The sequence below is a fragment of the Mycobacterium sp. SMC-4 genome (assembly GCF_025263265.1).
Taxonomy (GTDB): domain Bacteria; phylum Actinomycetota; class Actinomycetes; order Mycobacteriales; family Mycobacteriaceae; genus Mycobacterium.
Genome location: NZ_CP079869.1, coordinates 3,400,697 through 3,421,866, shown reverse-complemented (window position 1 = coordinate 3,421,866; position 21,170 = coordinate 3,400,697). Strand labels below are relative to the sequence as shown.

General features: G+C 67.0%; 21 protein-coding genes, 1 tRNA gene and 1 pseudogene. 17 read left to right on the top strand and 6 right to left on the bottom strand.

Annotated features, from left to right (window positions below; all coding sequences use genetic code 11):
• The first annotated feature begins 8 nt into the window (after positions 1–8).
• Genes KXD98_RS16280 through era form a run of 7 tightly spaced genes read left to right on the top strand, consistent with a single transcriptional unit; the run spans position 9 to position 7,452 of the window.
• Positions 9–398 (top strand): MmpS family protein, encoded by a 390-nt coding sequence (locus tag KXD98_RS16280; protein WP_260759404.1) that lies wholly within the window; start codon positions 9–11, stop codon positions 396–398.
• Positions 395–3,274: an RND family transporter gene (locus tag KXD98_RS16275; RefSeq protein ID WP_396881440.1), complete on the top strand. Its 2,880-nt coding sequence runs from the start codon at positions 395–397 to the stop codon at positions 3,272–3,274. The genes KXD98_RS16280 and KXD98_RS16275 overlap by 4 nt, the downstream gene beginning before the upstream one ends.
• A gap of 59 nt (positions 3,275–3,333) precedes the next feature.
• Positions 3,334–4,380 carry a PhoH family protein gene (locus tag KXD98_RS16270; protein WP_260759403.1) on the top strand — a complete coding sequence of 349 codons (1,047 nt, stop codon included), beginning with the start codon at positions 3,334–3,336 and terminating at the stop codon, positions 4,378–4,380.
• Positions 4,381–4,386: 6 nt separating this feature from the next.
• On the top strand, positions 4,387–4,941 hold the full coding sequence (gene ybeY, locus KXD98_RS16265) for an rRNA maturation RNase YbeY (RefSeq protein WP_260759402.1): 555 nt from the start codon (positions 4,387–4,389) through the stop codon (positions 4,939–4,941).
• Entirely contained in the window at positions 4,938–6,242 is a 1,305-nt protein-coding gene (locus tag KXD98_RS16260; RefSeq protein WP_260759401.1) for a hemolysin family protein, read from the top strand. The genes ybeY and KXD98_RS16260 overlap by 4 nt, the downstream gene beginning before the upstream one ends.
• Positions 6,239–6,556, top strand: coding sequence for a cytidine deaminase (locus KXD98_RS16255; RefSeq protein ID WP_260759400.1), 318 nt, complete (start codon positions 6,239–6,241; stop codon positions 6,554–6,556). Before KXD98_RS16260 ends, KXD98_RS16255 begins: the two co-directional genes overlap by 4 nt.
• The gene (gene era / locus KXD98_RS16250; RefSeq protein ID WP_260759399.1) at positions 6,553–7,452 is read left to right on the top strand and encodes a GTPase Era; all 900 of its coding nucleotides are present in this window, start codon (positions 6,553–6,555) and stop codon (positions 7,450–7,452) included. The genes KXD98_RS16255 and era overlap by 4 nt, the downstream gene beginning before the upstream one ends.
• 19 nt (positions 7,453–7,471) lie before the next feature.
• Here the strand turns inward: era and KXD98_RS16245 are convergent, their stop codons facing one another.
• Both KXD98_RS16245 and KXD98_RS16240 read right to left on the bottom strand, forming a co-directional pair.
• A complete protein-coding gene (locus KXD98_RS16245; protein ID WP_260759398.1) occupies positions 7,472–8,014 on the bottom strand; it encodes a CAP domain-containing protein in 543 nt (180 codons plus the stop codon).
• A 10-nt stretch (positions 8,015–8,024) separates the two neighbouring features.
• Positions 8,025–9,581: an amidase gene (locus KXD98_RS16240; protein WP_260759397.1), complete on the bottom strand. Its 1,557-nt coding sequence runs from the start codon at positions 9,579–9,581 to the stop codon at positions 8,025–8,027.
• A 63-nt stretch (positions 9,582–9,644) separates the two neighbouring features.
• Here KXD98_RS16240 and recO point away from each other — a divergent pair, with 63 nt between their 5' ends.
• From recO to KXD98_RS16225, 3 genes are read left to right on the top strand one after another with little or no spacing between them, the layout of a single operon-like run.
• A complete protein-coding gene (recO, locus tag KXD98_RS16235) occupies positions 9,645–10,469 on the top strand; it encodes a DNA repair protein RecO (protein ID WP_260759396.1) in 825 nt (274 codons plus the stop codon).
• A complete protein-coding gene (locus tag KXD98_RS16230) occupies positions 10,405–11,298 on the top strand; it encodes a decaprenyl diphosphate synthase (protein WP_260759395.1) in 894 nt (297 codons plus the stop codon). The genes recO and KXD98_RS16230 overlap by 65 nt, the downstream gene beginning before the upstream one ends.
• Before the next feature lie 2 nt (positions 11,299–11,300).
• Positions 11,301–11,708 (top strand): hypothetical protein, encoded by a 408-nt coding sequence (locus KXD98_RS16225; RefSeq protein ID WP_260759394.1) that lies wholly within the window; start codon positions 11,301–11,303, stop codon positions 11,706–11,708.
• Here the strand turns inward: KXD98_RS16225 and KXD98_RS16220 are convergent.
• Positions 11,697–12,095 carry a Fur family transcriptional regulator gene (locus tag KXD98_RS16220; protein ID WP_260759393.1) on the bottom strand — a complete coding sequence of 133 codons (399 nt, stop codon included), beginning with the start codon at positions 12,093–12,095 and terminating at the stop codon, positions 11,697–11,699. The two genes, KXD98_RS16225 and KXD98_RS16220, sit on opposite strands and share 12 nt — an antisense overlap.
• On the bottom strand, positions 12,092–12,463 hold the full coding sequence (locus KXD98_RS16215; protein ID WP_260759392.1) for a metalloregulator ArsR/SmtB family transcription factor: 372 nt from the start codon (positions 12,461–12,463) through the stop codon (positions 12,092–12,094). Before KXD98_RS16215 ends, KXD98_RS16220 begins: the two co-directional genes overlap by 4 nt.
• Positions 12,464–12,542: 79 nt before the next feature.
• On the opposite strand from KXD98_RS16215, the gene KXD98_RS16210 reads away from it, so the two are divergent.
• Positions 12,543–13,931, top strand: a complete 1,389-nt coding sequence (locus tag KXD98_RS16210) for a glycine--tRNA ligase (RefSeq protein ID WP_260759391.1) — start codon at positions 12,543–12,545, stop codon at positions 13,929–13,931.
• Positions 13,932–13,945: 14 nt separating this feature from the next.
• Here KXD98_RS16210 and KXD98_RS16205 read toward each other — a convergent pair whose 3' ends face one another.
• Positions 13,946–15,952, bottom strand: a complete 2,007-nt coding sequence (locus tag KXD98_RS16205) for a TPM domain-containing protein (RefSeq protein ID WP_260759390.1) — start codon at positions 15,950–15,952, stop codon at positions 13,946–13,948.
• 54 nt (positions 15,953–16,006) lie between these two features.
• Between KXD98_RS16205 and KXD98_RS16200 the strand changes: the two genes are divergently transcribed.
• The 3 genes from KXD98_RS16200 to KXD98_RS16190 all read left to right on the top strand — a co-directional run bounded on the left by KXD98_RS16200 (position 16,007) and on the right by KXD98_RS16190 (position 19,627).
• Positions 16,007–17,302: a deoxyguanosinetriphosphate triphosphohydrolase gene (locus KXD98_RS16200; protein WP_260759389.1), complete on the top strand. Its 1,296-nt coding sequence runs from the start codon at positions 16,007–16,009 to the stop codon at positions 17,300–17,302.
• Between the two features lie 9 nt (positions 17,303–17,311).
• Positions 17,312–19,234: a DNA primase gene (gene dnaG / locus KXD98_RS16195; protein ID WP_260759388.1), complete on the top strand. Its 1,923-nt coding sequence runs from the start codon at positions 17,312–17,314 to the stop codon at positions 19,232–19,234.
• 96 nt (positions 19,235–19,330) lie between these two features.
• Entirely contained in the window at positions 19,331–19,627 is a 297-nt protein-coding gene (locus KXD98_RS16190) for a hypothetical protein (RefSeq protein WP_260759387.1), read from the top strand.
• Here the strand turns inward: KXD98_RS16190 and KXD98_RS16185 are convergent.
• Positions 19,624–19,869: a hypothetical protein gene (locus KXD98_RS16185; protein ID WP_260759386.1), complete on the bottom strand. Its 246-nt coding sequence runs from the start codon at positions 19,867–19,869 to the stop codon at positions 19,624–19,626. The two genes, KXD98_RS16190 and KXD98_RS16185, sit on opposite strands and share 4 nt — an antisense overlap.
• A gap of 154 nt (positions 19,870–20,023) precedes the next feature.
• On the opposite strand from KXD98_RS16185, the gene KXD98_RS16180 reads away from it, so the two are divergent.
• The 3 genes and pseudogenes from KXD98_RS16180 to KXD98_RS16165 all read left to right on the top strand — a co-directional run bounded on the left by KXD98_RS16180 (position 20,024) and on the right by KXD98_RS16165 (position 21,167).
• A tRNA-Asn gene (locus KXD98_RS16180) sits at positions 20,024–20,099 on the top strand.
• Between the two features lie 210 nt (positions 20,100–20,309).
• A pseudogene (locus KXD98_RS28565) lies at positions 20,310–20,649 on the top strand (type II toxin-antitoxin system HicB family antitoxin).
• A 47-nt stretch (positions 20,650–20,696) separates the two neighbouring features.
• Positions 20,697–21,167, top strand: a complete 471-nt coding sequence (locus tag KXD98_RS16165; RefSeq protein WP_260759383.1) for an LppP/LprE family lipoprotein — start codon at positions 20,697–20,699, stop codon at positions 21,165–21,167.
• The last annotated feature ends 3 nt before the right edge of the window (positions 21,168–21,170 follow it).

Below are 21,170 nucleotides of genomic sequence, written 5' to 3'. Positions count from 1 at the left end.
TCGTTCTGGTGATCGTGCTGGTCGCCAGTGGATTCACGGTATGGCGACTGCGCAATATGTTCGCGGCCAATGCGCTGCCGACCTACGCCGAGAGTGTGGTCGAGGAGACCGACACGTCCAACCCGAAGATCGTGCGCTACGAGATCTGGGGCGAGCCGGGCGCGGTCGCCGACATCAACTACGTCGACGCCGACGGCGACCCCAACCAGATCGTCGGGGCCGCCCTGCCGTGGTCGATCGACATCGAGACCGACGCGGTGGCCATCAGCGGAAACATCGTCGCGCAGGGTGACGGCAGCTTCATCGGATGCCGGATCACCGCTGACGACGAAGTGAAGGACGAGCGCACCGCTTACAACGTCAGCGCATACATTTACTGCTTCACCAAAGCCGCATGATGCACGCGACTCCATCCCGCGCCGAGGCGCTGCGCAGACCGAGGTTCCTCGCCCGGTGGATCCGCCGCATGGCGATCCCGATCATTCTGGGCTGGCTGCTGCTGGTCGTCGCGCTGAATGTGCTGGTGCCTCAGCTGGAGGTCGTGGCCGCGCAGAACTCGGTGCCGATGAGTCCGAGCAACGCGCCTTCGATGCAGGCCATGGCAGACATGGGCCGGCTCTTCGAGGAGTCCGACTCCGATTCCATCGCGCTCATCGTGTTGGAAAGCGAGACCGATCAGCCCCTCGGTGACGACGCGCAGGCCTACTACAAGGGTCTGATCGCCAGCTTGCAGGCGGCTACCGATCACGTCCGCCACGTCCAGGACATGTGGGGTGACCCGCTGACCGAAGCGGCCGCGCAGAGCCCGGACGGCCGGGCGACCTATGCGACGCTGAACCTGGCCGGCAACATGGGCGAGGCCGAATCGAACGACGCTGTCGCCGCCGTGCGCGACATCGTCGCCAATTCGCCGCCGCCACCCGGGGTGGCTGTGCACGTCACCGGGCCCGCACCGATGATCGCCGACGTCAACATCGCCGGCGAAAGCAGCATGGCGCTGGTGCTGCTGGTCACCTTCTGCGTGATCATCGTGCTGCTGCTGTTCTTCTACCGCTCGATCACCACCGTGGTGCTCCTGCTCGGGGTGGTGCTTGTCCAGCTGGGGGTGGCGCGCGGCGTCGTTGCCGCATTGGCCCATTACGACTACATCGGGCTGTCGACATACGCGACCAATCTGTTGATTTCGCTGGCGGTCGCGGCAGGCACCGACTATGCGATCTTCCTGGTCGGTCGCTACCAGGAATCGCGTACTTCGGGCGCCACCCACGAAGAGGCGTACTACGAGATGTTCCACGGCACGGCGAAAGTCGTGCTGGGCTCTGGTCTGACCATCGCCGGCGCGATGTTCTGCCTGTCGTTCACCCGGATGCCGTACTTCCAGAGCATGGGTGTGCCCTGCGGCGTCGGCACGCTGGCCGGTATGACCGTCGCGCTGACCCTCGGGCCGGCAGTCATCGCCCTCGGAAGCCGCTTCGGACTGCTGGAACCCAAGCGCGCCATGCGGATTCGCGCATGGCGTCGGGTCGGCACCATGGTGGTCCGCTGGCCCGGTCCGATCCTGGTGGCATCGTTGGCCTTGTCCTTCATCGGGTTGGCCGCGCTACCGGGCTATCAGACCAGCTACGACGACACCCGTTACGTCCCGCAGTCGATCCCGGCCAACGCCGGATTGCAGGCTGCGACCGAACACTTCTCGCTGTCCCGGATGAGCCCGGAAATCCTGCTCGTGCAGTCCGATCGCGACCTGCGCAACCCCACCGACTTCCTGATCCTGGACCGCCTCGCCAAGCGGGTTTTCGCGGTCGAGGGTGTCTCCCGGGTGCAGGCGCCGACGCGTCCGGACGGCGCACCGATCGCCAACACCTCGATCCCGTTCCTGATCAGCATGCAGGGCGTCGGTCAGCAGCAGAACATGAAGCTGATGCAGGACCGGATGGAGGACATGCGCGTTCAGGCCGACGATCTGGGCCGCACGATCGCGACCATGCGCACCATGTACGGCCTGATGACGCAGTTGTCGAACGTCACCACGGTGATGATCGACGACTTCACCGAGATGCAGCAGACCGTGCATCAGATCCGCGACATGATCGCCAACTTCGACGACCAGTTCCGACCGATCCGGAATTACTTCTACTGGGAACCGCACTGCTTCAACATTCCGATGTGCTGGACGTTCCGGTCACTGTTCGACTCGATGGACGGCATCAGCACGATGACCGACTCGTTCGACAAGGCGCTGGTGAACATGGAGACGATGCGGACGTTGTTGCCGCAGATGCTCGCAACGTTCCCGCCGATGATCGAGACCATGGAGAGCATGCGTCACATGATGCTGACGACCTACGCCACCATGGGCGGGTTCTACGACCAGATGGACGAGATGAGCGAAAACTCCACGGAGATGGGGAAGTCGTTCGATGCGGCCCGCAACGACGACTCCTTCTATCTGCCCCCGGAAGTGTTCGAGAACAAGGACTTCCAGCAGGCGATGGAGAGCTTCTTCTCACCCGACGGCAAGACCGTGCGGATGCTGGTGTCCCACCGCGGCGACCCGACGGCCCCGGAGGCGCTTGCCCGGGTCGAGCCGATCAAGGTCGCTGCGATCGAAGCGCTGAAGGGCACTCCGCTGGAGAACGCCAACATCCAGCTCGGCGGCACCGCGGCGACGTTCAAGGACATGTCGGATGGCTCCCGCTACGACATGATGATCGCGATCCTTGCCGCGCTGACCCTGGTGCTGATGGTCATGCTGCTGCTGACCCGCAGCCTGGTCGCGTCGGTGGTCATCGTCGGCACCGTGATCCTGTCGCTCGGGGCCTCGTTCGGGGTTTCGGTGTTGATCTGGCAGCACATCATCGGCATCGAACTGCACTGGATGGTGCTGGTGATGTCGATCATCGCGCTCATCGCGGTCGGATCTGATTACAACCTGCTGTTGGTGTCGCGGTTCAAGGAGGAGATCGGTGCCGGCATCAAGACCGGCATCATCCGCTCGATGGGCGGCACCGGCAGTGTCGTCACGCTTGCCGGGGTGGTGTTCGCGCTGACCATGGCGTCCATGGTGGTCAGCGACTTGCGGGTGATCGCGCAGGTCGGGAGCACGATCGGGCTGGGTCTGCTGTTCGACACGTTCGTGGTGCGCGCCTTCATGATGCCCTCGATCGCGACCCTGTTGGGCCGCTGGTTCTGGTGGCCGCAGGTGGTCCGTTCCCGACCGCTACGCACACCTGTCGCACCGCAACCGTTGGGCGCTGGCGGGCAGCAGGGCTAAACTGGGGCTTTGCACCGCCGACGACATAGCCGACTCAGAAAGCAGGCAGAAAACACCACGTGGCGCCCCGCGAGAACGCACGCTCGGACTCTCCCGGCCAGTCAGTCCGCAGCAGCCTCACTGTTCCGCCCGACCTCGTCGTGGGCCTGCTCGGCTCATCCGACGAGAATCTGCGGGTTCTGGAAGATCTCCTTTCGGCCGACATCCATGCGCGCGGGAACGCGATCACCCTGGCCGGTGAGCCCGCCGACGTTGCCCTGGCCGAACGTGCGCTCTCGGAGCTGATCGAGATCGTCGGCAATGGGCAGACCCTGACCCCCGACACGGTGCGCCACAGCGTGGCGATGCTGACCGGGACGGTCGACGAGTCGCCGGCTGAGGTCTTGACCCTCGACATCCTGTCGCGGCGGGGCAAGACCATCCGACCCAAGACCCTGAACCAGAAGCACTATGTAGACGCGATCGATGCGCACACCATCGTGTTCGGGATCGGTCCGGCCGGCACCGGCAAGACGTATCTCGCGATGGCCAAGGCCGTCAGCGCGCTGCAGAGCAAGCAGGTCAGCCGCATCATCCTGACCCGCCCCGCGGTGGAAGCGGGGGAGAGCCTGGGTTTTCTGCCGGGCACGCTCTACGAGAAGATCGACCCCTATCTGCGGCCGCTGTACGACGCGTTGCACGACATGATGGATCCCGAGCTGATCCCGAAACTGATGAGCGCCGGGGTGATCGAGGTGGCTCCGCTGGCGTTTATGCGTGGCCGGACCCTCAACGATGCGTTCATCATCCTCGACGAGGCGCAGAACACCACCGCCGAACAGATGAAGATGTTCCTGACCCGACTGGGCTTCGGGTCGAAGATCGTCGTCACCGGTGATGTCACCCAGATGGATCTGCCCGGCGGCGCGACGTCAGGGTTGCGCGCGGCCATGCGGATCCTCGACAGCGTCGACGACATCCACTTCGCCGAGCTCACCAGCGCCGATGTGGTGCGGCACCGGCTGGTCTCCGAGATCGTCGATGCGTACGCGAGATCCGAGGAGCCCAGCCTGATGAACCGTGCCCAGCGACGTGCCCACAGCACGGGAAGCCGGCCGAGGCGGTAGCTGCCGATGAGCATCGAGGTGTCCAACGAGTCGGGCATCGACGTATCCGAGGAAGAACTGATCAGCGTCGCGAAGTTCGTCATCGGCAAGATGGACGTCAACCCGGCGGCCGAGCTGTCGATGGTGCTGCTCGACACGTCGGCGATGGCCGACCTGCACATGCGGTGGATGGACCTGCCCGGCCCCACCGACGTGATGAGCTTTCCGATGGACGAGCTGGAGCCCGGGGGCCGCCCCGACTCCCCGGAACCGGGACCGTCGATGCTCGGCGACATCGTGCTGTGCCCGGAGTTCGCCGCCAAACAGGCCGCCGACGCGGGCCACACGCTGGGCCAGGAGTTGGCACTGCTGACCGTGCACGGTGTGCTGCATCTGCTCGGGTACGACCACGCCGAACCCGACGAGGAAAAAGAAATGTTCGCGCTGCAGCGCGAGCTGCTCGAGGAGTGGGTGGCCGACCAGGTCCAGTCCTACCACAAGGATCGGCAGCTGCAACGTGACCGTCTACTGCTGGACAAGTCGCGATACTTCGATGAATTGACCGACGGCGAGAACCGGTGACCGGTGCCGGCCAGCTGATCAGCGCGATCGTGCTGGTGGCATTCGGGGGGTTGTTCGCTGCGATCGACGCCGCACTGAGCACCGTGTCGATGGCGCGGGTGGAAGAACTGGTCCGCGACGAACGTCCCGGCGCGGTCCGGCTGGCCAAGGTGATGGACGAGCGGCCGCGCTTCATCAACCTGATCGTGCTGCTGCGCATCGCCTGCGAAGTCAGCGCCACCGTGCTGTTGGCAGCGTTCCTGGACGGCCACCTCGGAGTCACCTGGGGGCTGGTGGCGGCCGCCGCGATCATGGTGGTCGTCAGCTTCGTCGCCATCGGCGTCGGCCCGCGCACCCTCGGTCGGCAGAATGCCTACACCATTACGTTGTTGACAGCGCTTCCGCTGCAGGCGATTTCGGTGCTGTTGCTGCCCGTCAGCCGATTGTTGGTGTTGTTGGGCAACGCGCTGACCCCGGGCCGCGGGTTCCGTAACGGTCCGTTCGCCTCGGAGATCGAACTGCGTGAGGTGGTCGACCTGGCGCAGCAACGCGGCGTGGTGGCCGACGACGAGCGTCGGATGATCCAGTCGGTGTTCGAGCTCGGCGACACCCCCGCGCGTGAGGTGATGGTGCCGCGCACCGAGATGGTGTGGATCGAAGCTGATAAAACAGCAGGTCAAGCCACCTCATTGGCGGTGCGCAGCGGGCATTCCCGAATTCCGGTGGTCGGCGAGAACGTCGACGACATCATCGGGGTGGTCTACCTGAAGGACCTGGTGCAGCGGACCTACTATTCGACCACCGGGGGACGTGACACCAACGTCTCCGATGTGATGCGCGCCGCGGCGTTCGTGCCCGACTCGAAACCGCTCGATGAGCTGCTCCGCGAGATGCAGCGCGATCGGGTGCACATGGTGCTGCTGGTCGACGAATATGGGGCGATCGCCGGACTGGTCACCATCGAGGACGTGCTGGAGGAGATCGTCGGCGAGATCGCCGACGAGTACGACACCGACGAGGTCGCCCCGGTCGAGGAGCTCGGCGAGGACCAGTACCGGGTGTCGGCCCGGCTCCCGATCGAAGATCTCGGCGAGCTCTACGGCATCGACTTCGACGAGGATCTCGACGTCGATACCGTGGGCGGGCTGCTGGCGCTTGAGCTCGGCCGGGTGCCGCTGCCCGGCGCCGAGGTGACGTGGGACGGTCTGTTGCTGCGCGCGGAAGGCGGACCCGACCCCCGAGGACGTGTCCGGATCGGCACGGTGCTGGTCAGCCGCCTGGAGCCGGTTCCCGACGACGAGGAGGAAGAAGGCAACCGATGACCGAACTCGACGCCGAGAACGCCAAACTGGTGGTGTTGGCCAGGGGTGCGATGGGCCGCGCCGAAGCAGCCAGTGGCGCTGCGGTACGCGACTCCGATGGCCGCACCTACGCCGGCGCGCCGGTGTCGCTGATGGCACTTGAGCTGACTGCTCTGCAGGCTGCGGTGGCTGCAGCGGTGTCCAGTGGTGCGGCCGGATTGGAGGCCGCGGTGCTGGTCGGTGGCTCCGACGAGGATCCCGGCGTCGCGGCGGTGCGCGAGCTCTCCGCCGACGCCGTCGTCATCGTCACCGACCGGACAGGCGCCGTACAGTGACCGAATTCCGTTCGGGCTTCGTCTGTTTCGTCGGCAGGCCCAACACTGGCAAGTCGACGCTGACCAACGCGCTGGTCGGCAGTAAGGTGGCCATCACGTCGAACCGGCCGCAGACCACCCGCCACACCATCCGCGGCATCGTGCACCGCGACGACTTCCAGATCGTGTTGGTCGACACCCCGGGGCTGCATCGGCCGCGCACCCTGCTCGGTCAGCGGCTCAACGACCTGGTCAAGGGCACCTACTCCGAGGTCGACGTGATCGGGCTGTGCATTCCCGCCGACGAGAAGATCGGGCCGGGGGACCGGTGGATCTTCGAGCAGATCCGTGCCGTCGCCCCACGGACCACGCTGATCGCGATCGTCACCAAGATCGACAAGGTCGGCAAGGACCGGGTGGCCGAGCAGCTGGTGGCGGTCAGCGAGTTGGTCGGCCCGAATACCGAGATCGTGCCGGTCTCGGCCACCTCCGGCGCCCAGCTTGAGGTGCTGACCGATGTGCTGGTCGCGCAGCTGCCGCCCGGCCCGGCGTTCTATCCCGACGGTGAGCTCACCGATGAGCCCGAAGAGGTGCTGATGGCCGAGTTGATCCGGGAAGCAGCGCTGGAGGGAGTGCGCGACGAGCTGCCGCACTCGCTGGCGGTGGTGATCGAGGAGGTCGAACAGCGGCCCGACCGCGACGATCTCATCGACGTGCACGCCGTGCTCTACGTCGAACGCGATTCACAGAAAGGCATCGTGATCGGCAAGGGCGGAGCCCGACTGCGCGAGGTCGGCACCGCCGCGCGGACCCAGATCGAGAAGTTGCTGGGCACCAAGGTGTTTTTGGACTTGCGGGTCAAGGTCGCCAAGAACTGGCAGCGCGACCCCAAACAGCTGGGTCGACTGGGATTCTGACGCTTGGGTTCTCGGTCGATCAGCCGGGCTGGCCGAAGTCGCGGATCGGCGCCTGTACCGGCGCCCCGAAGTCACCCTTGCCGTAGACCGCGACGACGACGCTGCGGTCGATGAGGTTCTCCGACCACACGCCGATGTCGATGTTCGAGCAGTCCGACATGATCGCGTAGTAGTCGGGCCGGTGGTACCACCGGTTGATCAGCTCGATGCCGCTGATGGCCAGCGCCGGGTTGATCGCGACGGTCTGGGCCACCGTGCCGTCGTAGCCGGCGTTGCGTGCGCGGTCGGCGACCGTTGAGCCGTCCGAACCGATGTCACCGTCGAGCGCCCGGTTGTTCAGTAGGTCGTTGGTGTGCCATTGCGCGGCCAGCCGCAGCTTGGGGTTGATCGCGATCTCGGTGTCGCAACCGTTCTTGTGCTGAACCGTGTAGACGTTGACGACAACACTTTCGTTGAGCCGCTTGTTGTCGGCGTGCGCGGCGGGCACCCCGACCGCGCCGCTGATGGCCGCGCCGAGCACAGCCACCGCGGGTGCGATGCGCAGGGTCTTGCTGACGGTCACAGCGTGGAGGTTACGCGACCTCGCCGGTGACCGAGTGCGGAGCGCTCGAATTGGACCCCGAGTGCGGAGCGCTCGAATTGGACCCCGAGTGCGGAGCGCTCGAATTGGTTGGTTCGTCGCGTTCGGTCCGGCGGGTGTCCCACCACGGGTCCGGTTGGTGCTGGGCCCATCCGTTGAGGGCCTCCAGTGCGGCGGCCAGCGATATCAGCAGTGGTTCGCTGTGGGCTGGGCCCATCAGCTGCACACCGATGGGCAGGCCGTCAGCGGTGAACCCGGCGGGCACGTTGATCGAGGGCCATCCCAACAGGTTCCACGGCCAGGTCGCCGGGCAGGCGCGGATCATCGTGCGGTCGGTGGCCAGCCCGCCGAGCTGGTCGAAGGCGTCGGCTCGTAGCGGTGGCAATGCGGTGGTCGGCGCCAGCACCACATCGGCGATGTTGAAGATCCATCCGACACGGCGCGCGGTCGCCGCTTCGTGGGCCCGGGCCTTGCGCAGGACATGCTGGGACAGCAGTCGTCCGGTGCGGGCATTGGCGCGCGTGCGTTTGTCCCACTGGACCCCCAGACCCAGCCGGTCCATCCATTCTGGAATCCCGGCGGTGGATCGCGACAGGAAGTTCCACGACATCCGCAGGTGGTAGTCGGGGTCGGCGGCCACCACGGTGTGTCCGAGCTGTTCGAGTTGGCCGGCCACGTTGTGCAGCGCCTCGCGGATCTCGGGGTGCAGGTTGGCCCGAAAGACACTGAACGCGAACTTCGTCGACAACGCGATGCGCAGCGGCCCGGGTGCGCGGGACACGTAGTCCGACACGGTGATCGGTGGCGGCGTGTGCAGGTCGCCGGGGGCGTTGCCGGAGGCGGCGTCGAGTACCAGCGCGGCGTCGGTCACGGTGCGGGCCAGCACGCCGTTGACGGTGATGCCGTTGAATGCCTCGGGCAGCGGCCAGGTCGAAATCCGGCCGCGCTGCGGTTTGATGCCGACCAGGTGTGTCCAGGCGGCCGGGATACGGACGCTGCCCGCACCGTCGGAGCCGATGGCCGCGGTGACCAGACCAGCCGCGACGGCTGCCGCGCTGCCACCCGAGGACCCGCCCGGGGTGTGCTCGGCCGACCACGGGTTGCGGCTGTGTCCGAAGCCGGGGCCGCTGGTGAACGGCCACTGGCCCAGCTCGCAGGTGTTGGTCTTGCCGACGATCACCGCTCCGGCCGCGCGAAGCCGGCGCACCACTTCGGCGTCTGCTTCGGCGGGGCGCACCTCGGCATCGGCGCCGAACCGCGTCGGCACTCCCGCGACGTCGACGTCGTCCTTGACCGCGATGGGGATGCCCAGCAGCGGGAGTCGTGACAGGTCGGCGCCGGATTGGCGCCGGCGGTCGGCTGCGGCGGCCTCGGCCAGTGCCGACTCCCGCAGCACCACCCGGAACGCGTTGAGGGTGGGTTGGCTGGTTTCGATGGCGTCCAGGGATCTGCGTACCAGCTCCACCGAGGTGGTGGTGCCGGCGGCGAGGGTGAACAGCTGGTTGCCCAGCGTCGGGAACGGGGAGCCGGAGGCGCGGGTGTCGACCATCACCTACGAGAGTATCGGCGCTGCGCCACCGGTTTCGTCCCCCCGAAGTGGGAGACTGGGCGGATGCGTCTGTACCGGGACCGGGCGGTGGTGCTTCGGCAGCACAAGCTCGGTGAAGCCGATCGGATCGTGAGTCTGCTCACTCGCGATCATGGTCTGGTGCGCGCCGTCGCCAAAGGGGTGCGGCGGACCCGCAGCAAGTTCGGGGCGCGGCTGGAACCGTTCGCGCACATCGATGTTCAGCTGCATCCCGGCCGCAATCTCGACATCGTCACCCAGGTGGCCGCTCTCGATGCGTTTGCTTCCGACATCGTCAGTGACTACGGCCGCTATACCTGCGCCTGCGCGATGCTCGAGACCGCTGAGCGGCTTGCCGGCGAGGAGCGCGCGCCGGCGCCTGCACTGCACAAACTCACCGTCGCCGCACTGCGCGCGGTTGCCGACGGCAGTCGGCCCCGTGAGCTGGTCCTGGATGCATATCTGCTGCGCGCGATGGGCGTGGCGGGTTGGGCGCCCGCGCTGACCGAGTGTGCGCGGTGCGCCACACCAGGACCGCACCGGGCGTTCCATGTCGGGGCGGGCGGAAGTGTGTGCGTGCACTGCCGGCCATCCGGGTCGGTGACCCCACCGCAGCCGGTAGTGGATCTGATGGCTGCGCTCTACGAGGGGGACTGGGAGCATGCACAGACCTCCACCACTGCGCACCGCAGCCAGGCCAGTGGGTTGATCGCCGCGCACCTGCAGTGGCACCTGGAACGGAAGCTGCGGACGCTGCCGCTCGTGGAACGGGTGGATCGGAAGGCTGGGCAACCCATCAGGCAGGATGATGCGCATGGCAAACAAGCGGACGGGGAAACACAGCTACCCGCAGCTGCCCCCGGCGCCTGAGGACTATCCGAGCTTTCCGGACACCTCCAGCTGGCCGGTGGTCTTCCCGGAGATCCCGGCCGGCACCAACGGCAGGTTCGCGCGTCCGCCGCAGCACACCTCCAAGGCCGCCGCCCCGCAGATTCCCGCCGATCAGGTGCCCCAACACGTGGCGGTGGTGATGGACGGCAACGGTCGCTGGGCCACCCAGCGCGGGCTGGGCCGCACCGAAGGCCACAAGATGGGGGAGGCGGTGCTCATCGACATCACCTGCGGGGCCATCGAGATCGGGATCAAGCACCTGACGGTCTACGCGTTCTCCACCGAGAACTGGAAACGCAGCGCCGAGGAGGTGCGATTCCTGATGGGCTTCAACCGCGAGGTGGTGCGTCGGCGCCGGGAGAACCTCAACGACATGGGTGTGCGGATGCGCTGGGTCGGGTCTCGGCCGCGGATGTGGCGCAGCGTCATCAAGGAGTTCGACATCGCCGAGCAGATGACGGTCGGCAACGACGTGATCACCATCAACTACTGCGTGAACTACGGCGGGCGCACCGAGATCGTCGAGGCCGCGCGCCAGCTCGCCCAGGAGGCGGTCGACGGCAAGGTCAACCCGTCGCGGATCAGCGAGGCGTCGTTCGCCAAGCATCTGCACCGGGCCGACATTCCCGACGTCGACCTGTTCATCCGGACTTCCGGCGAGCAGCGCGCCAGCAATTTCCTGTTGTGGCAGGCCGCCTACGCCGAGTATGTGTTCCAGGACAAGCTGTGGCCGGACTACGACCGCCGCGACCTGTGGGCGGCATGCGAAGAGTACGTGCACCGCAACCGACGCTTCGGAAGGGCCTGATCGTGGCGCACCTGTCACAGCGACTGTCGGCCGTGCTCACCGAGATTCTGCCGGTGACCGAGGAAGAAGACGGCGCGCTGACCGTACAGCACGGCCAGACCTTTGCCTCGCTGCGCGTTGTGCCGATTGCCCCGGATCTGGACCTGGTGTCGCTGACGCAGGTCCTGGTGTGGGATTTGCCGTTGAACGACACCACCCGCGCCGAGGTGGGGGCCTTCACCCACGAGACCCTGTTGGGCACGGTGTCGCTGGTCGAGAAGGTCGACCCACCCGAGGATGGGGCGGCGATCGGAGATGTGCTGCTGCGCTACAACTTTCCGGCTGCCGGACTCACCGATGACGCGTTGCGGACGCTGCTGCTGATGGTGCTGGCCACCGGGTCCGATGTCCGGCGGGCGCTAACCGGCTGACGTGGCGCACCGGGTGCACAGCCCGAAGATCTCGATGGTGTGGGTGACCTCGGAAAAGCCGTGCTTGCGGGCCACCTCGGCAGCCCACGACTCCACCTGTTTGCCAGCGATCTCCACGGCGGATCCGCAATTACGGCAGACCAGGTGGTGGTGATGATGATCCGAACAGCGCCGGTACACCGACTCGCCGGTGTCGGTGCGCAGCGTGTCGACCGCTCCGCTGGCAGCCATCTGCTGCAGAGTGCGGTACACGGTGGTCAAGCCGATGGCCTCACCGCGCCGACGCAGCTCGTCGTGCAGTTCCTGGGCCGAGCGGAAGTCCTCGAGGTTCTCCAGCAGCGCGTTGATTGCCGCGCGCTGGCGCGTCGCACGTACGGCGCCGGTCACGGCATGTCCTCGGCGGCGTGTGTCACCGCGGCGATCACGATCTCGGCAAGGTGGTGATCGGCCAAGCGGTACAACACCTCCCGGCCCGAGCGTTCCCCCTCCACCACACCGGCGGCTTTGAGGATTCGCAGATGCTGGCTGACCAACGGCTGTGGCACAGCGAGCGCGTCGACGAGCTCGTGTACGCAGCGAGCGTCCTCGCGCAACTGCAGCACGATCGCGATACGCACCGGGGCGGCCAGCGCTCGCAGCAAGTCGCCGGCGTTGTCGAGCACAGCGCGGGACGGCAGGTCGGGCAGGGGGGCACTGGCGCGCAGATCGGGATCGTGTTCGCTCGCCGAATCGGAGATCCTGGAAACCGTTTTCATTAGCCTTCACGATACATGCGAAACCATGCATGTCAACCGGCGTCTCGCTCGCTGGCGTGCCTCGCTACGCTGTTGAGCCGTGGCTCCGTCTTCCTCGATCATCGACACCGTTGCCAACCTCGCCAAGCGTCGTGGGCTGGTGTTTCAGTCCGGCGAAATCTACGGCGGCACCAAATCCGCCTGGGACTATGGGCCGTTGGGTGTCGAGCTCAAAGAGAACATCAAACGGCAGTGGTGGAAGTCGGTGGTCACCGGCCGCGACGACGTGGTCGGCCTCGACAGTGCGATCATCCTGCCCCGCCAGGTGTGGGTGGCCTCCGGTCACGTCGAGGTCTTCAACGATCCGCTGGTCGAGTCGCTGATCACCCACAAGCGCTACCGCGCCGACCACCTGATGGAGGCCTACGAGGCCAAGCACGGTCACCCGCCGCCCAACGGACTGGCCGACATCCGCGATCCCGAGACCGGTGACCCCGGTCAGTGGACCGAGCCGCGCGACTTCAACATGATGCTCAAGACCTACCTGGGTCCGATCGAGACCGAAGAGGGTCTGCACTATCTGCGACCCGAGACCGCCCAGGGCATCTTCGTCAACTTCGCCAACGTGGTCACCACCGCGCGCAAGAAGCCGCCGTTCGGTATCGGCCAGATCGGTAAGAGCTTCCGCAACGAGATCACGCCGGGCAACTTCATCTTCCGCACCCGGGAGTTCGAGCAGATGGAGATGGAGTTCTTCGTCGAACCGTCGACTGCGGCGCAGTGGCACCAATACTGGATCGACGCTCGTCTGCAGTGGTACGTCGACCTCGGTATCGACCGCGACAACCTTCGGCTCTACGAACACCCGGCGGAGAAGCTGTCGCACTACTCCGACCGGACAGTCGACATCGAATACAAGTTCGGTTTCGCCGGCAGCCCGTGGGGTGAGCTCGAAGGTGTCGCGAACCGGACGGACTTCGATTTGTCCACTCACGCAAAGCATTCCGGTGTCGATCTGTCCTTCTACGACCAGGCCAACGACACCCGGTATGTGCCCTATGTGATCGAGCCCGCCGCCGGACTGACCCGGTCGCTGATGGCGTTTCTGGTCGACGCGTACACCGAGGACGAAGCGCCCAATGCCAAGGGCGGGGTGGACAAGCGCACCGTGTTGAAGCTGGATCCGCGGTTGTCGCCGGTCAAGGCGGCGGTGCTGCCGCTGTCACGCCACGCTGACCTGTCACCCAAAGCCCGGGACCTGGCAGCCGAACTCCGCAGGAACTGGAACGTCGAATTCGACGATGCCGGTGCCATCGGTCGGCGCTACCGCCGCCAGGACGAGATCGGCACGCCGTACTGCGTGACGGTGGACTTCGACTCGCTCGAGGACCACGCGGTCACCATCCGCGAGCGCGATGGCATGACCCAGGAACGGGTGGCGCTGACCGAGGTTGCCGATTATCTCGCGGTGCGGCTCAAAGGCGCCTGAGTTTCTGCTCGTGCCTAAAACCGGCCGCCGCCACCGCCCAGGCCGCCGAAACCGCCACCGCCGCCGCTGAATCCGCCACCGCCGAAGCCGCCCCCGAATCCGCCGCCGCCGAAGCCGCCGCGCAGCGCACCGGAGAGCAGGTTGCCCAGGATGATGCCGCCGACCACGGCACCCATCTGGCCGCCCCCGCCGCCACCGCCGTACGGCCCGCTGAAATGGCGCTGGGCGGCGGTGACATCGGCGTTGGCCAGCGACTGCGCCTGCCCGGCCAGCATCGCGGCGCCGTTGGCGTGCGCCAGCGCCTCGTTGAGATTGGTCTCGCGCTTGTCGCGGGCGGCCTGCAGCTGACGCACTGCCTCCGACAATCGGGTGCGGGCCTCGGGGCCGACGACGCCGCGTCGGGTGTCGATGTAGTCCGAGACCGCGCGCACCCGTGACTGGGCGGTGAACAGCGCCTGATCGTAGGTCCTGGTCAGTCGGTCGTGGGCTTCTCGCTCTTGCTCCACGTCGGCGAGCAACCGATCCAGCTCGGCGTCGGCCTGCGTCAACCGGGTGAAGGCTCCGAGCGGATCGGTGCTGCCCTCGCTTTGGGCGTGTGCCACCGCCTCCAGGGCCGCGTCGCGGGCAGCGCTCAGCTCGGTGGCCACCGCCAGCCTGCCCTGTGCCAGCTGTTCACCGGCCTGGCTGATCCCTCGCTGGGCATCGGCGATGACGGCGGGCAGGCTGCTGATCGCACGGTTGATATCGGTGGCGGCGCTGTCGACTGCCTCGAGCAATGTGCGGGCCTGGCCCAGCGCCGCCTCGGCAGCGTGGATCGCGTCGACCAGCCCGATCTGCCGATTGGCCGGGCGCGCGACCAGCTCACGTCCGGTGTCGATGCTGCGTTCGGCGAAGGCCAACCGCTCGCGGGCCTCGTCGATGTTGTCCGATACCGAGGCCAGCGCAGAGTCGGAGAACTGGGAGCGCAGCCCGGTCAGCGTCTGCTCGGCAGGTGCCAACCGCGCGGTCAGGTCGACCATCTGCTGGGTCAGCTTGTCCAGCCGGGTGGGCGCGTTGATCACCAGGTCACGCAGTTTGGCGAAGGACTCGCGCTGGGCTTCCAGTTCCCGGTCGGCCTTGGCAGCCGCGACGATCACCCGGGTCAGCAGGTCGCGGCGCTGCTGGGGTGTCTCGGGAACCGCGTCGTCGAGAATCTGCCGCACGTTGAGCGCCTGGGCCAGCGTGTTCCTCGCGTTGGTCACGGCCTGGGTGAACGCCGCGGTGTCGCGTTCGCCGAATTCCTCGACCGCGAGTGCCAGTTCGCTCTCGCTGGTCCGCACTTCATTGTCTACTTCGACGACGATCCGGCGGGACAGGTCGTCGAGCGCATCAAGTGAGACACCTGCCAGTGCGTTGGGGTCGGCTGGGTCGACGCGCTGTGCGGCCGCGATCTCGGCTTCACGGCGCTTGCGTCGACGCCGACGCTGCCACAGCAACAGCACCACCACCGCGATCCCGATCAGGCCCAGAAAGACCAGCATGCCCGTCCAGCTCGCCGAGCCACCTGAGCGGTTGTCGCCGGACAGACCGTCCGCGGCGGCCACCGCCGCGCCGGCCCAGTTGCCGTCGCGCAGCAGTGGTTCGATGTCGTCGGTGCGGATGCGGTCGATGTCGACACCACGCAGTGCGTCGGTGGGGGCCAGGAATGCATAGGCGCGGTCGACGGTGGCCACCGCCAGGATGGCGTCCCGGTTGCCCAGATCGCTGGCGCGGTAGGTCGATTGCGCCCAGCTCTGCGCGTTCTGTCCGGAGAAGCCCTCGACGAAGACCACCCACAGCCGGATCCGGTCTTGTTGGTAGAGCCGTTCGACGGCCTGCGTGACCTCGGCGCGGCCCGCGGAGTCGAGCGCGTTGGCCTCGTCGGTGACGTATTCGGCCAATCGCATCGGCGGTGTGGCGCCCACACTGGGGGCCAGCAGAGCCGCGGTCATGAACAGGACACCGAGCATGCTGAGCATGCCGAGTAGTCGGGGGGTGCGCATACAGGCCAATGTAGTGCGCGGATCGAATCCGGCGTGCTGGCAGACTGTGGGGCGGTGAGCCCTCAACTGCAGAACAGCTACGACGCGTTCGATCGCGAACGGCTGGTGGCCGAGCCGGCCAAGAAGGCCGGGCTGCCCGGCGCCGGCGCCGAGCACCGCTCGGACTTCGCGCGCGACCGCGCCCGCGTGCTGCACTGCGCGGCACTGCGCCGGCTGGCCGACAAGACGCAGGTGGTCGGCCCACGCGAAGGGGACACACCACGCACCCGGTTGACCCATTCGCTGGAGGTGGCCCAGATCGGCCGCGGGATGGCCGTGGAGCTGGGATGCGACCCCGATCTCGTCGACCTCGCGGGGTTGGCCCACGACATCGGCCACCCGCCTTACGGGCACAACGGCGAACGGGCGCTCGACGAGATCGCCAAGGCGTTCGGCGGCTTCGAGGGCAACGCCCAGAATTTCCGGATCCTGACCAGGCTGGAACCCAAAGTGCTTGACAGCCAGGGCCGCAGCGCAGGCCTGAACCTGACCCGGGCCGCGCTGGATGCGGTGACGAAGTATCCGTGGGCGCGGGTGGGGGAACGTCGCAAGTTCGGCTTCTATGACGGTTTCTCCACTGACGACATGGTCGCCGCGGACTGGGTGCGTACCGGCGCGCCGCCGGAGCGGCCGTGCCTGGAGGCCCAGGTGATGGACTGGGCCGACGACGTCGCCTATTCGGTGCACGACGTCGAGGACGGTGTGATGAGCGGGCGGATCGACCTGCGGGTGCTGGCTGACGACGATGCCGCGGCTGCGCTGGCCCACGTCGGGGCGCGGTCGTTCCCGACCCTGGAACCTGACGATCTGATGGCAGCCGCCACACGCCTCTCAGAGGTGCCGGTGGTCGCTGCGGTGGGCAAGTTCGACGGCACCCTGGCGGCGTCGGTGGCGCTCAAGACACTGACCAGTGAGCTGGTCGGACGGTTCGCCAACGCCGCGGTCAGCGCCACCCGCGAGGCCGCCGGAGCCGGTCGGCTGCGTCGCTTCGAGGCCGACCTCGCGGTGCCGACGCTGGTGCGCGCCGAGGTGGCGGTGCTCAAGACCCTTGCGCTGCAGTTCATCATGTCCGATCACCGTCATCTGGAGATCCAGGCCGACCAGCGCACCCGCATCCAGGAGGTGGCGTTGACGCTGTGGGGCCAGGCGCCGGGCAGTCTCGATCCGCAATTCGCCGCACAGTTCGACGCCGCTGCCGACGACGGCGCACGACTGCGCGTGGTGGTCGATCAGCTGGCCAGCTACACCGAAGGCCGGCTGGAGCGGGTCCACGAAGCCCGATCGCCCCGGCCCCTGGAAACCGGCCTCTAGACTGACGCGGTGGCCGGGCGTATTCCAGATCGAGACATCGCCGCCATCCGCGAGCGGGTCAACATCGAGGACCTGGTCGGCGACTACGTCCAACTGCGCCGGGCCGGAGCCGATTCACTGAAGGGTCTGTGTCCCTTCCACGACGAGAAGTCGCCGTCGTTCCACGTGCGGCCCAACCACGGACATTTCCACTGCTTCGGATGCGGTGAGGGCGGTGACGTCTACGCGTTCGTGCAGAAAATCGAGCACGTCAGTTTCGTCGAGGCCGTCGAGCTGCTCGCCGACCGCGTCGGTTACACCGTCACCTATACCGGTGGCTCGACGACCAACGTGCAACGCGACCGCGGCAGCCGCAGCAGGCTGCTGGCCGCCAACCTCGCCGCGCAGGAGTTCTACGCCGAGGCGTTGCAGGGCCCCGATGCCGCGCCGGCGCGTCAATACCTGCTCGATCGCAACTTCGACGCCGGGGCGGCCGCCCGGTTCGGCTGCGGCTTCGCGCCCCCGGGCTGGGACTCGCTGACCAAACACTTGCTGCGGAAGGGATTCGAGTTCAAGGAGCTCGAGGCTGCGGGGCTGTCCCGGGAAGGTCGGCGCGGTCCGATGGACCGTTTCCATCGGCGCCTGCTGTGGCCGATCCGCGCCGGCGGGGGTGAGGTGATCGGCTTCGGTGCGCGTCGGATCTTCGACGACGACCCGATGGAAGCCAAGTACGTCAACACCCCCGAGACGGTGCTCTACAAGAAGTCGGCGGTGCTGTTCGGTCTGGATCTGGCCAGGCGCGACATTGCCAAAGGACACCGCGCGGTCGTCGTCGAGGGCTACACCGACGTGATGGCGATGCATCTGGCCGGTGAGGCCACCGCGGTCGCGTCGTGCGGCACGGCGTTCGGCGACGGCCACCTGGCGCTGCTGCGCCGGTTGATGATGGACGACAACTGGTACCGGGGTGAGCTGATTTTCGTCTTCGACGGTGACGCCGCCGGACAAGCCGCCGCGCTCAAGGCCTTCGACGGTGACCAGCAGGTGGCGGGCAAATCGTTCGTGGCCATCGCCGCCGACGGCATGGATCCCTGTGATCTACGGCTGAAATCCGGTGATGGGGCACTGCGGGACCTGGTGGCTCGCCGCATCCCGATGTTCGAGTTCGCGATCCGCAGCCTGATCCCCAGCGGCGACGTGCTGGACAACGATCCCTCCGCGCAAGTCGACGCGCTGCGCCGATGCGTGCCGTTGGTTGCGCGGATCCGCGACTATGCGCTGCGCGACGAATATGCACGCCGGCTGGCGGGGTGGACCGGTTGGCGCGACGAAGGCCAGGTGCTGTCCCGGGTGCGCGAGGAAGCCAGCAAGCGGGGGATGCCGGAGCGGTCCCGGCGACGGGCCGAGACGGTCAAGCCGCGGCCGGTCGGCGGTGACACCGCGCCTTCGGGCCCGGCGCGACCCGATCCCGCCGACCCCACACTGTGGCCGCAGCGTGAGGCGCTCAAAGCGGCGCTGCAGTATCCGGCGCTGGCCGGCCCGGTGTTCGACTCGCTGGCCGCCGAGAGCTTCACCCATCCCGGCTACGCGGCGGTGCGGGCCGCGATCGGGGCAGCGGGCGGCACCTCGGCCGGGATGAGCGGGGCCCAGTGGATCGAGGCGGTGCGTTCGCAGGTTGCGACTGCGGAGTCGGCGACGCTGGTCAACGAACTTGGTGTGGACGCCATCAACGCCGAGGACGAGCAGTTGCCGCGATACGTCGGCGGTGTGCTGGCCAGGTTGCAGGAGGTGTGGATCGGCCGGCAGATCGCCGAGGTGAAGTCGAAGCTGCAGCGGATGTCACCCGTGGAGCAGGGTGACGAGTACCACGCACTGTTCGGCGACCTGGTGGCGATGGAGGCCTACCGGCGTAGTCTGCTCGAGCAGGCCAGCGGTAACGACCTGACGGCCTAGCGCGACATGACGGTCATGACTGCAGAGTCGGTCGTGGCGCGTTATGGTTACTGCCAGTCAGGTCGAGTACCAATGTCGGGGAGAAACGAGCAGGAGATGTCGGTGTACAAGAACCGGGTCAACCGAACCCGGCTGCTCGCCGGGGTGTTCGCGGCTGCGGCCGTCGCCTTTCCGCTCTACACCACGCTGAACAGCACCGATGTCGCAGAAGTGACGGCCGGTCCGAAGTGTCTGGCGTGGTTCGGCAACATCGAGGACGGCAACTGCATGTCCTACTCCAATGGCTCCGGTGCGGTGGTGGGAACCCCGCGCGTCGGTATCGGCGGCGGCGGCCTTTACTTCCAGACCCCACCGTTGTTGCCGGGAACCACCATCCAGCGCAGCATCGGCTAACGCGACTTCCTGACCTCCGGCTCCAGCACCTCGGTGTTGGAGTCGATTGGTGTCAGCTGCACCAATGTCGGGTCCGGCGATACCCGCTCGGCGATCTTGCGTCGTCCCGCGTCGATCATCGCCCGGGTGGCCGGGCTGGCCGTCACCGCCCGGTAGGTTCCCGCGATCTGTTCGTAGCGTCGTCTGCCGGCCTTGGTTCCCAGCACGTAGCCGACAGCCAACACGGCGACATACCCGATCACGAGGCTCCTTCCGAAGGGGTGGGTGAGGTTCGGTTGGACTCCATCCTGCCTCAAACCCAGCCCCGCCCGCCCGGCCGGGAGCGTATTGGCACCCACGCGCGGACGTAGGCTAGAGTGCTCTCTGGCCCGCGGCACAGTGTCCGCGGGAGGGCAATCCCCTGTAGCTCAATTGGCAGAGCATTCGGCTGTTAACCGAAGGGTTGCTGGTTCGAGTCCAGCCGGGGGAGCCACGTCCCATCAGTCACGTACGTCTCAGGGATCACTACAGGTGATCGACCATGGTCTGGAAAATGCGATAGCGGATGCGATATCGCATTCGACGAACCATCATCTACGGCCAGCCGTGACAGGAGTGACTGCCGTGACGCGGGAAATCGGTGTCACAACCCCGCGTCGTGGGGGCTTAGCGTCGAAACGTGTCGTCCGACGATCCAGAACAGTTGCCCCACTACACCTATCGCGTGGAATGGTCTTCCCGGTACGACCATTACGTGGCCCGGTGCCTGGAGTTGCCCCGGGTGTGGGATTCCCGGCCCTACGGCGCCGGAAGCTCTGACGCGGGCGGTGCAGGCGGTCACTGACTATCTGGTCGCCATGGACGAACTCTTCGGCGGTGAACCGCCTGTGCCACTGGCCGACCACAACTTCAGCGGCACTTTCCTGGTCCGCACGTCTCCCGAGTTGCACGCGCGGATGACCACCGAAGCTGCCGAACAGCACGTCTCGCTCAATCAGTGGGTGGTGCAGAAGCTGGCCAACCGGCCGCAGGTCATCGACTAGGTGCGGTGTCCGCGGCCCGCGTGATCTGTGGACCGTATCTTGGCGGTATGAAGAAACCCGGTGCGCTCGTCGCCGCGGCTCTCACCGCGGTCATGGCCACAGCGTGCGGCTGGAGTCCCTCGGGTCCGGCTCCGACGACCACGGTGGCGTGCGGCCCGGGGCCTGCCGCCGAAGCGATCGAGGCGGAGATCGCCATGTTGGGGCCGGGGCAATGGCGCGACACCGACCGCGGCAGCACCGCGGACTGCACGTTGCGCTGGGTGGTGGTGACCGACGGCGAGGAACCCGGCAGTCCCCAACAGGTGCTGTTCTTCGCCGACACCGAGCCCGTCGGCTCACCGACACCGGAACCGCGCCCCTACATCACGGTCATCCCACAGGGCGACAGCACGGCGCTGGTGCAATATCAGTGGCGTCAGAACCAGGACCAACCGTGCTGCCCCACCGGCATCGGGTCGGCGCGGGTCGTTCTGGAAGAAGGCCGTCTGACTGTCCTGGACCCCGTCCCGGGCCCCTGAGCC